This window comes from Paractinoplanes hotanensis (assembly GCF_023717965.1).
Classification (GTDB): Bacteria; Actinomycetota; Actinomycetes; order Mycobacteriales; family Micromonosporaceae; genus Actinoplanes; species Actinoplanes polyasparticus.
The window spans coordinates 1-12,196 of sequence record NZ_JAMQOL010000061.1 but is presented as its reverse complement, the minus strand read 5'-3'; the positions used below and the strand labels follow the sequence as shown (position 1 = coordinate 12,196).

At 68.2% G+C, this 12,196-nt stretch carries 15 protein-coding genes; 7 read left to right on the top strand and 8 right to left on the bottom strand.

Annotated elements, in window-relative coordinates:
* Nucleotides 1-247: 247 nt before the first annotated feature.
* A complete protein-coding gene (locus LXN57_RS39110; protein WP_251803272.1) occupies nt 248-808 on the top strand; it encodes a cupin domain-containing protein in 561 nt (186 codons plus the stop codon).
* 68 nt (nt 809-876) lie between these two features.
* Here the strand turns inward: LXN57_RS39110 and LXN57_RS39105 are convergent, their stop codons facing one another.
* Together LXN57_RS39105 and LXN57_RS39100 are read right to left on the bottom strand one after the other, a co-directional pair.
* Nucleotides 877-1,365, bottom strand: a complete 489-nt coding sequence (locus tag LXN57_RS39105) for a MarR family winged helix-turn-helix transcriptional regulator (protein WP_251803271.1) — start codon at nt 1,363-1,365, stop codon at nt 877-879.
* Between the two features lie 50 nt (nt 1,366-1,415).
* The gene (locus tag LXN57_RS39100; protein ID WP_251803270.1) at nt 1,416-2,456 is read right to left on the bottom strand and encodes an SAM-dependent methyltransferase; all 1,041 of its coding nucleotides are present in this window, start codon (nt 2,454-2,456) and stop codon (nt 1,416-1,418) included.
* Between the two features lie 278 nt (nt 2,457-2,734).
* Between LXN57_RS39100 and LXN57_RS39095 the strand changes: the two genes are divergently transcribed.
* Both LXN57_RS39095 and LXN57_RS39090 read left to right on the top strand, forming a co-directional pair.
* A complete protein-coding gene (locus tag LXN57_RS39095) occupies nt 2,735-3,841 on the top strand; it encodes an FAD-dependent monooxygenase (RefSeq protein WP_251803269.1) in 1,107 nt (368 codons plus the stop codon).
* 86 nt (nt 3,842-3,927) lie between these two features.
* Nucleotides 3,928-4,605 (top strand): GntR family transcriptional regulator, encoded by a 678-nt coding sequence (locus tag LXN57_RS39090; protein ID WP_251803268.1) that lies wholly within the window; start codon nt 3,928-3,930, stop codon nt 4,603-4,605.
* Nucleotides 4,606-4,619: 14 nt separating this feature from the next.
* Here the strand turns inward: LXN57_RS39090 and LXN57_RS39085 are convergent, their stop codons facing one another.
* From LXN57_RS39085 to LXN57_RS39060, 6 genes are all read right to left on the bottom strand, one after another.
* Nucleotides 4,620-4,949 carry a hypothetical protein gene (locus LXN57_RS39085; protein WP_251803267.1) on the bottom strand — a complete coding sequence of 110 codons (330 nt, stop codon included), beginning with the start codon at nt 4,947-4,949 and terminating at the stop codon, nt 4,620-4,622.
* 58 nt (nt 4,950-5,007) lie between these two features.
* Entirely contained in the window at nt 5,008-5,583 is a 576-nt protein-coding gene (locus tag LXN57_RS39080) for a sigma-70 family RNA polymerase sigma factor (protein ID WP_251803266.1), read from the bottom strand.
* A gap of 193 nt (nt 5,584-5,776) precedes the next feature.
* Nucleotides 5,777-5,890 (bottom strand): hypothetical protein, encoded by a 114-nt coding sequence (locus LXN57_RS39075; RefSeq protein ID WP_251803282.1) that lies wholly within the window; start codon nt 5,888-5,890, stop codon nt 5,777-5,779.
* A complete protein-coding gene (locus LXN57_RS39070; protein ID WP_251803265.1) occupies nt 5,883-6,185 on the bottom strand; it encodes a hypothetical protein in 303 nt (100 codons plus the stop codon). Before LXN57_RS39070 ends, LXN57_RS39075 begins: the two co-directional genes overlap by 8 nt.
* A gap of 348 nt (nt 6,186-6,533) precedes the next feature.
* Nucleotides 6,534-7,001 (bottom strand): FCD domain-containing protein, encoded by a 468-nt coding sequence (locus tag LXN57_RS39065; RefSeq protein ID WP_251803264.1) that lies wholly within the window; start codon nt 6,999-7,001, stop codon nt 6,534-6,536.
* 32 nt (nt 7,002-7,033) lie between these two features.
* Nucleotides 7,034-7,936, bottom strand: coding sequence for an AraC-like ligand-binding domain-containing protein (locus LXN57_RS39060; protein WP_251803281.1), 903 nt, complete (start codon nt 7,934-7,936; stop codon nt 7,034-7,036).
* Between the two features lie 120 nt (nt 7,937-8,056).
* On the opposite strand from LXN57_RS39060, the gene LXN57_RS39055 reads away from it, so the two are divergent.
* The 4 genes from LXN57_RS39055 to LXN57_RS39040 all read left to right on the top strand — a co-directional run bounded on the left by LXN57_RS39055 (nt 8,057) and on the right by LXN57_RS39040 (nt 11,907).
* Nucleotides 8,057-9,577 (top strand): GMC family oxidoreductase, encoded by a 1,521-nt coding sequence (locus LXN57_RS39055; RefSeq protein WP_251803263.1) that lies wholly within the window; start codon nt 8,057-8,059, stop codon nt 9,575-9,577.
* 52 nt (nt 9,578-9,629) lie between these two features.
* Nucleotides 9,630-10,445, top strand: a complete 816-nt coding sequence (locus LXN57_RS39050; protein WP_251803262.1) for a MerR family transcriptional regulator — start codon at nt 9,630-9,632, stop codon at nt 10,443-10,445.
* A 229-nt stretch (nt 10,446-10,674) separates the two neighbouring features.
* Nucleotides 10,675-11,040, top strand: a complete 366-nt coding sequence (locus LXN57_RS39045) for a nuclear transport factor 2 family protein (protein ID WP_251803261.1) — start codon at nt 10,675-10,677, stop codon at nt 11,038-11,040.
* Between the two features lie 132 nt (nt 11,041-11,172).
* Complete coding sequence (locus LXN57_RS39040) at nt 11,173-11,907, top strand: GNAT family N-acetyltransferase (RefSeq protein ID WP_251803260.1); 735 nt, start codon at nt 11,173-11,175, stop codon at nt 11,905-11,907.
* Nucleotides 11,908-12,196: the final 289 nt, after the last annotated feature.

Genomic DNA, 12,196 nt, shown 5'->3' with positions numbered 1-12,196 from the left:
AGCATGTCAGGGCAGCGGAGAATAAGATCGTCAGAATTTTCCTGCACCATTTTCCCTCCTCGGATCTCATCGACCGGCAAAAGGACAGACGGACGCCGTGACATGTCGTTCACGTGGCCACGGATCTCTGTCCAGAACGTATCGGGGGCAAAGAAATTCATGGGCCTGATGATTTCGCTACATGCCGCTGCTCACATTGAGGTTCGGGACGAGCCGGGCGTAGTTTCTTCGGGCGAATGGCCTGACAATGGATGAGGCGGTAAACGACATGGACCTGAAAGCAGCTGTTCCGGGCCGGGACGACCCCATCTGGACGGCGGCGAGGGGGTTCCGGGTGGGCAAGAGCGAAGGGCCGCTGAAGCTTCTCAACGGTGGGCAGGAGCAGGGCCGCGTCAAGGTCACCGGCGATCAGACGGACGGCCGGCTGGCCTTGCTGGAAATGTACGTGGCCCCCGGTTTCGGCAACATCGCCCATGCTCACGGAGATGAGGACGAGGCCTTCTACATCGAGTCCGGAGAGTTCCGTTTCATCAACGGTTCGGGCACCTTCGACGCCGGCCCCGGCGATTTCGTCTACATCCCCCGTGGGACTCGCCATGCGTTCAAGAACCTGACCGACCGAACTGCGACCCTGCTGGTCTTCTACACCCCGGCCGGACCGGAGCAGTTCTTCCTCGAATACGGCGATGATCCTGACCCGTCGGGGAAGATGCCTCCGGAGTGGACGCCCGAGAAGATCGCGTCGATCATCGCGGCGCAGGATCCCCATAAAGTGATTCCGCTGCCCGGAGAGAACGACTGGGCCTGAAACCAGGATCGGATCCACGTGTGGCGGGGACAGGGCGTCGCCCTTCCCGCCACACGTCTCCCTGCTGCTCAGAGCCGCGCCTCCTGGCGGGGCGGTGCCGAAGCGTCCTTGTGCGCGGGCAGTGTCAGCCGGCGTGCCGCCGCCGTGATGATTTGGATGGTGTCCGGGTCGAGCGCGGTCAATGCGTGACGGTGCACGCTCCACACGAAGGTCCGCTCGCAGCGGTCCAGCCAGTCGTGGCCGGTCGGGGTGAGGATCGCGTACCAGCCACGACGATCGTCCGCAGGACGTTCGCGCTCGATGAGACCTTCTCTCTCGAAGCCCTCGATCATCCTGCTGATCCGGCTCCGGGAAAGGGCAAGGGCGCTGGCGAGGTCTTGCAGACGCATACGGTGGTCCGTCGCGTCGGCCAGATGCCGCAGTGCCTCGTACTCGCTGAGCGTGATGTTGTGTTGCCGCGCCAGGTCGGTGCTGACCCGGCGCCGTACCGCTGTAGCCGCGCCCAGGAAGGCCTCGACGAACTGCGCCTCCGGCGGCGACAGCGTCACGCTGGTCACCGAGGCGCCGGCCGGGCCCGAAGTAGGTGGGGTCATCGGGCCACTCCTCGTCATCGCCGGGCCGGGCCGGGCTCGGCGACGTCGGCCGGTCGGCGCAGGAGCACGAAGCGCCCGAAGCTGGTCGGCGCCACACGTTCCACCGTGAACCCGGCCTCCTCAGCCTCAGCCGCCAGTTCGGCCGCGCTGCGATCCCGCGGCGCCCGCCACTGCGCGCGCAGGAGTCGCCGGAGGGCGCCGGACCGCTCGTCGATGTCCTGTGCTTCAGCGTCCTCCTCCGGCACGCTCAACAGGGCGCCGGGGCGCAGGGCGCGACGGATCATTGCCAGCGTGGCGGTCCGCGTCGGTTCCGGGAAGAACGGCTGATCCCAGAAGGCGCTGTCGAAAGTGCCCTCGGCGGGGAAGTCCCGCGCGTCCATACATCTCACGTCGACCCGGCCGGCCAGGCCATGCTGTTCCGCCCGGCGCCTCGCCTCGGCAGCGACCTCGGGCACGAGCTCGATCGCCGTCGTTCGCATCTGCGGGAAGAGCGAGCTCAGAGTGAGCGTGGCGGTGGCGATGCCGGATCCGACGTCGAGATGGTTCCCCTCCCGCAGGGATTCCGCCCACTCCGGCAGGTCCCGCAGCAACCGTTCGAACAGGGCGGCCGTGACTGTGGTGGGACGCCCGCCCGTGGTCCGGGCGACGACAAGGGCGTCGCCGGCCGACAGCGGTCCGTGGGTGGCGGGGACAGCCCCCTGAATCAGTCGCCGGCTCACCTCGGCGTTGTCCAGCACGTCGGGCAGGGCGAGCCACGCGTCATCGGCGGCCAAGGCGGCGAAGGTGGGGCTCAACCAGACTTCCGTACCATCGTGTTCCACCACGCCGAACAGGCGCAGCGCGTCAAGGACGGTCTCGAGCTGGGCGGGGGTCAGCCCGGTGAACTCGGCCAACCGCCTGATGTCGCGCGACGTGCTCAGGAACCGGGTCCAGCCCCATTCGCGGACCGCAGTGAGCAAGGCGAGAGCCTGCGCGCCGGTCGACCACTGTTCAATCTGCTGAGCCGCCTGCACCGCGTCGGCGAATCGCTGCTCTGATGGTGCCTTGTCGGTCATCGTTTCCGCATTCTGTGCAGTCGGTCCGAACCACCGTGCGGCCGAGACGCTCCGCCGGGGAGCCGTGCCGGACGGACGCGTGGCTCCTCAACCGTTCCGACGCGCACCCGCGGGCAACTCTCATACCGGTAGCGGTGAGATACGACACGTCGGTGCCGGGGTGACCGGTGGAGCCGGTGCGTGCTGCGCCACAGGGCGGCGATTTTTCGAACGAGCCTGTCATGTCTGCGTCAACCCCACTGAGCCGGCGGCGTACCGCCACGGCCGGGAAGGGATTGATGACAACGCTGAGGATTCTCATCGCCGGGGCCGGCATCGCCGGACTGGCCGCAAAGCGGGCGCTGGCCCTGCGCGGGATCGACGCGGATCTGGTCGAGCGGGATGCCGCCCCCAGGATCACCGGCGCCGGGCTCTATCTGCCCGGTAATGCGGTACGGGCACTCCGGGATCTAGGTTTGTCCGAGCAACTCGTCGGCCGTTCCCAGCCGGTGCTCCGGCAGCAGTTGAAGGACAAGCGCGGCCGTCTGCTGGCCGAGTTCCCGGTCGGCGCGATCTGGAGTGAGGTCGACGACTGCGTGGCGATGCGCCGCACGGATCTGCACGCCTTGCTTCTCGGCGCGGTCGGGTCATCGCAGGTCCGCTTCGGAACCGGCGTCCGGGAGGTCAGCCGCGACGGCACAGTCACTTTCCGTGATGGTCGGCAGGCCTCGTACGACCTGGTGGTCGGGGCCGACGGTCTGCACTCGGCGGTTCGGCTCCACGCCTTCGCGGACGTCCAGCCGCGGTTCCTGGGGCAAGTGTGCTGGCGGTTCCTGGCACCCTCGGCGACCTTGCCGGCGGACGCGTGGACAGTGATGCTGGGCGACCGGGGGCGGACGTTCCTGTCCGTGCCGGTCGGCCATGGTCAGGCCTATTGTTCCGCGGCGATGGACAGCGCCGATCCACAGCGACCCACCGGGAACTGGCGGGCGTTGTTCGCCGATTTCGGAGCGCCGGCGTCGGAACTGCTGGCGTACGCCGACAATGCTCATTTCGCCCCGCTGTTCGAAGTGAGCGCTTTCGACCGTGCCCACCCGCGGGTCGCCCTGATCGGTGACGCGGCGCATGCGTGCTCTCCCAGCATGTCGCAGGCGACCGCGATGGGCATGGAGGATGCGATCGTGCTGGCCGAGACGCTCACCGGGGCCCGGGACGGTGCGGAGGTCCCAGCCTTGCTGGCCGCCTACCGTGAGCGTCGCGCCGGCCGCCTGCGTTTCGTACTGGACCAGAATCACCGACGAGATCGGGCCCGGCACCTGCCGTCCCCGGTTCGCCGGGTGGTGTTCCAGCACTTCGCCAAGGAGATCTTTCGTGCCAACCACAAGGATCTGCTGACCCGGCCGTGACGCAGGTGCGAACACGCCACACTGTCGTGCAGATTTGTGATGTGCCGCGTTGACTCCCGGCCGCTATGCCGTGTGGAATATGTTGCATGCCGGTTCCCGAGCGTCAAGGCGTGATCTCGCGATCATTGCTACGCGAGAACGCCTACCGTTCCATCCTCGATGCGATCGTGGACGGCACTCTGGCCCCGGGGGAGCGGCTCAACGACGCCGAGTTGGCGCAGTGGCTGGGGGTGAGCCGCACTCCGGTGCGCGAGGCGCTGACCCGGCTCGAGGAGACCGGGCTGGTTCAGACCAAGCCGGGCCGCTACACGATGGTGAGCCCGCTGGACGGGCGCATCGCCCGAGCCGCGCAGACGGTGACGGCCGCGATGCATGAGCTTGCTGTCCGTGAGGCGGTGTCCCATCTGTCGGCCGATGAGATCGACGCCATGCGGGCGGCCAACGCACGTTTCGCCACGGCCCTGCAGGCCGACGACGTCGACGGGGCCATTGCCTCGGACGATGAATTCCACCGTATCGCGGTGCGGGCCTCCGCCAATCCGGTGGCGAGCGCGGTGATCGACCAGTACACGCCCGTGCTACGACGAATGGAGCGGCTGCGTTTCTCGTCGCTCAACGGTCGCGCGTCGGTGGCTTTGCACGACCGCATCATCGCATTGTGCGAAGCCGGGGATGCGGAAGGAGCGGCCGCGGCCGCCCGGGACAATTGGTTGAGTCTGGGTGAGGTCTTCGACCTCGATGCGAACAGCGGTCCGACCTCTTAGCAGACCGTGGGCGGTCAGACCAGCGCCCGGGTGGCATCGGTCGGCCCTACCAGGTCGCGGTGCGACGGCCGGCTCCGGCCGGCTCGCCGGAGGGTCTGCGCCATCGCGGTGTCCTCGCCCTGGCCGGTGAGCGTGTCGATCAACAGATCGACCTCAGGATCGGTCAGGTCGAGGGGTTCGGCGACAACGGCGAAGACGACGGCCTGCGCGACCTCGACCAGATGTCCTTCGACCAACCGAGTTCGCAGGTCTTCGACGAAACCGTCGCAGAAATGGCTGCCGAGCCGTCCGAGGAGCCGATGGAGATGCCGCGTTGTCTCGGTGGGCCGGGTTCTCTCGTGCACTCCTTACTCCTTCGATCCTCGGTGTGATGCCGCCGGCCGGCGTCCGATGCGGGAGGACTCACCCGCTCATCAGTGCGTTACGCAGGTGGCGCATGGCGTAGTGAGCTCGGGACTTGACGGTGCCGACCGGAACACCGAGCCGGGTCGCGGTCTCGTCGAGGGTGTGGCCTTCGACATACAGCTCCTGCAGGACGGACCGGTGGGCAGGGCTGAGGTCGCTGACGGCGTGCCGCAGCGTGAGCTTGGCGATCACCATCTCGGCTGCTTCGCCTCCGGAGGCGGCCGGTTCGGTGTCGATCAGGCTGACCTCCATGGGCCGTGACTGCCGCTTGCGGTACGCGTCGATGGCCAGCCGACGGGCCACCGTGAACAGCCAGCGCCGCTGCGACTCGGCCTCGACCGGCACGGCGTCGAGGTTCCGCCAGGCTCGGAGCATGGTCTCCTGGACGAGGTCCTCGGCGGTGTGCAAGGCGCTGGAGGAAACCAGGCTGCGCAGGAAGTGCAACAAGGCGCCGCCGTTGTTGCGGTGAATCTCCCGCATCTGAACCTCGGCGCGGCGCTCCCGGTGCTCAGCGCCGAATCCGGTTCGCACAGGTGCGGCATGGCGGTCGACAACGCTGGTCGCGGTGGTCATAAGTCTCGTCCCCATAGCAATTCCGGTTGGTTCGGAAAAGCGTAGAGAGACGCCTGTGTAATCCTACTTAAGTGCTAGTTACGCCGTTGTGTATCGGGTTCTGCGACGCTTGCACAAGGACTTTTGTGGCAGAACTCATGTGTCTTTCTTTCGATAATACGGCCGGGAATTTGTTTACGCTAGCCGCCGAGAATCAGTTTCGCCGCGTCCCGCAGCCCCGCCCGCGACGAGCCGCCGAGCTGGGGAAACACCTCCGGTAGAGGTGGGCACCCACCGTGCGATGCGAGAGAAACAGGCGGTCAGCGATCTGCTTGTTGGTCAGACCGCCGGCCGCCAGGCTCGCGATCTCGAGTTTCTTGAGAGGTCAGGTCGGGGGTCGGCCGCACGGCGAGGGCCGGTCGATATCCGGTGGCGCGGAGTTCGGTCAGGGTGCGGGCCGGCCACGGCTCGGCACCCATGGCGGCAAAACCGTCACCGGGCACTATCAAATGGGCGCGGGCGGCCGAGAGGTTCTTTCGCCGACGCAAATCTTCGGCAAAGGCCAGGCGTAGCCGGGAGGCCTCGAAGAGCCAGCTCTCGGCCGCCGGATCCCGCAGCAGCACTGCGTACGTCGCCGCTGCCCTGAAGTGATGAGCAGAAGCAGTAGCCGGGTGGCGTCGAGCAGTTCGGCGACTCTCGTGGCGAACACTGCCTGAAGCTGATCACTCAGAGGTGCCACGCCGGACTGCCTCGACAGATGCCCGAGGGAGTCGGTGAGGGTGGTCGGAAGCTCGACGAGGGCCAGCGGGTTGCCCTGGGCGAGGTCGAGCAGCCGCTGCCGGGCACGTGGCGCCGTGGTGGGGAAGCGAGCGTCCACCAGTTGGGCGGAAGCGTTCGAGGTCAGCGGTTCGACTGTCGCCTCGGTGAGGCCGCGGCGGTCGAGGAAGCTCTCCGTGCCGGTCAAGCCTCGATCAGGCCCGGCCCGGAGTGGCGCCGGGGAGGCCCAGCAGAGGTGCCAGGGTCTGCCAGTTGGCGCGGGTGGCGGCGACCGCGGCCTCGAGATCGCCTGCCTGGCTGAGCTCGATGACGCGGGCGTGCTGGGCAACCGAGTCATGACCGGTCGGTGAGGAGAACCGAAGCCGTTCGGCTCGTCGCAGAGGAGGCGTGAACTGCTCGAGGACCGTGCGCAGGGCAGCGTTGCCGGAAAGGGTGACCGCCACCGCGTGGAACTGGTCGTCGGCCGCGATCGCCGCGTCCACGTCATGCACACGCAGAGCACCGGCGAAACGCGTGTTGGCTTGCCGCATGGCGTCGAAGGCGCCGTCTGAGAGGCTCGGGAAAGCCTCGTGCAGGGCGAGCTCGTGCATGGCCGTGGTCACCGACAGTGCCACACGGGCCGCGCGGGCATCGGGTGTATCGACCTCCCGAGAGCGTAGCATGCAATATATTGCACAGCGGAAATGGGGAAGTGTCAAGTGCTGCGAGCGGTTGCGGCCGCGCGGCGAACCGCCGACGGCGAGATGCCGTACTGGGCCTGGAACGCCCGGGTGAAGTGCGCCTGGCTGGTGAAGCACCAGCGAGCCGCTATCCGGGCGATGCTGAGATGGTCGAAGAGCGGGTCGGTCAGGTCCCTGTGCACCGACTCCAAGCGCCGCTGACGAATGTATTCGGTGACCGTGTGCGGCTCGTGTTCGAACAGTCGGTGCAGGCTGCGGGGGGCCATCCGGTGAGCGGCGGCGATCCCGTCGTGGGTCAGGCCCGGATCCGTGAGGTGTTCGCGGGCGTACTGAAGGACGCCCAGCCGTCGGGTGTCCGCCACCGCTTCGTCGTCGCCCGGTTCCCTCCGGTCGAGCGCGCCGGCGATGAGGTGAAATGCGGCCTCGCCCAGGCGTCCGGCGGAGGTACCGATCGACATCCGTTGGTCGAGGGCGGCGGTGACGAAGTCCACCAGCACAGCCCCCGGCCCCTCACGGAACGGGTGGGGGCGCCGCATCGCCTGCCGGACCACGTTGTCCGGCAGCGACAGGGCATCGCGGGGGAACGCCAGCACGATGCACGACCACTGCTCCTCCAGTCGCAAGTCGTAGCGACGGCCCGGGTCGTAGAGCGCCATCTGTCCGGGCGCGATGCGCACGTGCCGGCCGTTCTGGCTGACCGTGGCGACCCCGTCGATCTGCATACAGAGCTTGAGACGGTCGGCGTCCCTCCGGCGCCCGGCCGGTGGCGTACGGTGCAAGGTCTGTGGCTTCCCGCTGGCCCGAGAGGCAATGAGGGAGCCGAGCGTCGCGCCGGCCCTACTGCCGGTCGGCCCGCCCGTTCGATCCGCAGGGCGATGGTCGCAGGCCTGAACCCTGGACGGCCACCCCGCTTCCACCACTGATGAAGTCACGTCATCCACGACGCCCGGCGCCCGGGAAAGTTCAGTCGCCGGCGGTCAAAAGGCCAGGCGGGAATGGTCAATCACCCGCGGTCGAGCCGGGACACCGTTGGTGGCATGCCAGACAGTTATGACTTCATCGTGGTCGGTGCGGGATCGGCCGGGGCCGTTGTCGCCGCCCGCCTGTCCGAGGACCCCCGCGTACGGGTGCTGCTTCTCGAGTCCGGGCCGGCCGACACCCTGCCGGAGATCTCGGTCCCACCGGCCTGGCCGGCCCTGTGGGGCAGTGCCGTCGACTACTCCTACGTCACCGTTCCGCAGGCCGGCACCGGGAACGCTCAACACGACTGGCCCCGGGGACACACCCTCGGCGGTTCCAGCAGCATCAACGCCATGGTGTACCTCCGCGGTCACCCCGCCGACTTCGACGGCTGGGCGAAACTGGGCGCCGAGGGCTGGGACTACGCCTCGGTCCTGCCGTATTTCCGCCGGATGGAGACCGTCGTGGGCGGCGACCCGGCGTTCCGCGGCGACAGCGGCCCCATGCGACCGGCGATCGCCGCCGATCCCAACCCGCTCGCCCGGACGTTCGTGGACGCGGCCGTGGCGGCCGGGTATCCGCGGACCGAGGACTTCAACGGCGCGGTGCCTGAGGGGGTGGGCTGGCACGACCTGTCCATCACCGAGGGACGGCGGCAGAGCACTGCGGCCGCCTATCTGCACCCGGTGGCGGACAAACGGCCGAATCTCACCATCCTGACCGGCACCCGCGTGCACCGGTTGATCATCCAGCGCGGGCGTTGTGTCGGCGTGAACTACGCCCGTGGCGGTGAGCTCACTTCGGCTTATGCGGATTACGAGGTCGTGGTCAGCGCCGGCGCGATCGACTCGCCCCGGTTGCTGATGTATTCCGGCATCGGCGACGCGGGGGACCTGGGACGCCTGGGCATTCCGGTGGTGCAGCACCTGCCCGGCGTCGGCCGGAACCTGCTCGATCATCCGCTGGCCAGCCTGGTCTTCGAGGCGTCACAGCCGATCCCGGCGGCCCGCGCCAACCACGCCGAGACGTCCATGTTGTGGCGCAGCGACGCCACCCTGCCCGGCCCGGACATGCAGATCATGTTCATCGAGGCGCCGTTCCATCGGCCCGCGCTGGAGGCGCCGCCCAACAGTTTCACGTTCGGTGTGGCGACCGTGCCCGAGTCGCGGGGAACGATTCGACTGGCCTCGGCCGACCCCGGCGTCCCTCCGCTGATCGACCCGAACTATCTCGCCGAGGAGGCCGACGTCCGGCGCCTCGTCGAGGGCCTCGAGGTGGCGCGGACGATCGCCGCGACGGCGCCCTTCGACAGTTGGCGGGGCCGGGAGGTGCTGCCCGGTGCGAATGTGCGGCAGCGTGCGGGCCTTCGTGAGTATCTGCGGTGGGGCACCGGGACGTATTACCACCCCGTGGGCACCTGCGCGATGGGGAGCGAGGCCGACGCGGTGGTCGGCTCCGACCTGCGGGTTCACGGCGTCGACGGGCTTCGCGTGGCGGACGCGTCCGTCATGCCGCGCCTCGTCTGCGTCAACACCAACCCCGCCACGATCATGATCGGTGAGAAGGCGGCCGACCTCATCCGATCCACGCACGCCTGAGGTGATGCCGGGCCTCCCCCGTGCGGGGAGGCCCGGGAGGGAGACTGGGACGATGCGAGACGGCTTGACCATCGGCGAGTTCGCCACGCTCAGTCATCTGAGTGTGCGGACCCTGCGCCGCTATCACGAGGCCGGGCTACTGGAACCGGCGACGGTGGACCCGTTCACCAACTATCGGTATTACGAGTCCGACCAGATTCCGACCGCGCAGGTCATCCACCGGCTTCGGCAGCTGGACATGCCCTTGGCGGAGGTCAAGTCCATCCTCGCGACCGACGACCCGGAGAAGCGGGCCGAGTTCATCGCCGGTCACCTGCGCCGGTTGGAAGCCGAGCTTGACCGCACGCGAGCCGCGGTGGTGTCGCTGCGCCAACTGCTGCGCCCGGCCGCGGCTGAGCTCGAGGTCGAACTGAGGTCGGTTCCCGCCCGGTCGGTCGCGGCCATCAACACGCCGGCGGTGGCGCTCGAGGACGCGCTCAGCTGGTTCGACACGGCGATGAACGAGCTGGACGCGGCGTTCCCGTCCACCGAACGCACCGGGGCCCCCGGCGGGCTCTACGCCAACGAACTGTTCACCGAAGGCGTCGGCGCAATGACCGTATTCCGGCCGATTCGCCGGCCGAGCCGGGTCGGCCGGATCGAGATCCTCGAGATGCCGGCAGCCGATCTTGCGGTGACCGTCCACGCGGGTCCCCACGACGACATCGACGTCACCTACGGGCGTCTCGGCGCCTGGGTGGTCTCCCACACCCTCGGCATCGACGGTCCGGTCCACGAGACCTACCTGGTCGGTCCTCGGGACGCCGTTGACGCCGAGCGATGGCGCACCGAGATCGGCTGGCCGGTCTTCCGGGTGAGCCCCGCCTGACGGTCGCAACACGGGACGAACCACCTACGCTCGCGTCATGATCGGACGCCGTCGAGAGCTCGCCGCCGTGCAACGGCTGCGGGCGGAGAAGGACTGACCCGTCCCGCAGCGCCCGCAGGGCATAATGCAGGCGCGACCAGGTCCTCGGCGCTCCGGTCAGGGGTCATCGCGGAGTGACATGCGCCAGAGAGCTGGACCCTCTCCCGGGGGGAGACCACATCGTCGGGGTATGGACACGACAGCAAGCCGCGGCGCCAACCTCTCCTGGGACGAGTTGCCGACCGCCATCACCACGTATCTGCCCGCGCACCAGGAGCATGCCACGGAGACGGCGATCGGCCCGTTCGCCGCCGATGCTGTGGTGACCGACGAGGGTCAGACCTACCACGGCCGCGCCCAGATCCGGGGCTGGCTGGACAAGTCGGCCGGCGAGTACACGTACACCACCGAATTCGCCGGCGCCTCCCGGGACGGCGGGACGGGATGGGACGTGATTCAGCATCTGGAAGGCGACTTCCCGGGTGGAGAGGTCGATCTGCACTACCGTTTCACGCTCGACGGCGACCACATCAGCCGGCTCGTGATCGAACCGTAGGGCGCCGGGACACCACGACACGACGTACGCCCGTCCGGCCGGGTCAACGATCCACCATTTCGGTCGCCGTATGAGACATCAGCCGTGCGGGCCGTCGTATGAGACATGACTTCCTTCGATGAGGCGCGAAGTGTGGCGTCACAGCTTCAGAACTGCCGGCGGTACTGGCTGGGCTACGACAGTGGAGAAGGAACTGACGACGGAGTGTCGCTGTACCGCAGCGGCGTACGGCACGGCCAGTTGAACGGCATTCTGCGTGTCACCGCCGGCCACTTCGCCGAAGCGATCCTCCGGGCCAAGATCTTCGATGCTCTGCCCTGGATCTGGTGGGTCGGCCCCGACAGCTATTCCGGTCTGGCCGAGGATTTACTCGCCGCCGGTGGGGTCGAGGTAGGTCGGATACCGGTGATGGCGGCGCCCGTCGACGAGCTGGCCGAGGTCGACGTCCCGGCCGGATTGACCATCGAGCGGGTCACCACGCCGGGCTCGCTGGAGGCCTGGGTGAACGCGTACGCGGATCCCCTGGGCGTGGCCACCGATCAGCGGAGCGCAGCTGTGCTCATGGAGGCCGGACACCCGGAGGCGCCGCAGCACCTGATCCGCTTCGCCGGGCGCATGGACGGGCGCATTGTCGCTACGTCGGCTTTGCTCGACAGCGACGGTGTGGCGGGGATCTACGTGGTGGCGACGGAAGAGTCCTACCGCGGCCGAGGCATCGGCGCGGCGCTCACCGCGGCCGCGGTCGCCGAGGGGCGCCGTCGCGGTCTGCCCGTCACAACCTTGCAGGCCACCGCCATGGGCAGGCCGGTGTACGAGCGTCTCGGTCTGCGAGCGGTCGCCGAGTACCGGCTGTTCCGCTACTCCTGACGGTCGCCCCGGGCGAGACGTGCGGTCCGGACGTCTCGCCCGGGAAGAGCGATCGCTTTCCGGCCGGGGATCACAACGCCATCTGTCGAATGACCTAACCGGGCCGTGCGGGGATTCGTGGCGGCGTGGGCGCCGTCACTTCGACTGGGATTCGCTCCTGTCGGTCCCGGCGAGATGTGGCGGATATTTGCGGCGAAACGACTTCGTTGCGTGGGAGTTCATCGCAGGCGAATGACTGATTCGGTAGGTGTGCTGGGAGGTGACTGTAGATGCCACAGTGCGCTGATCC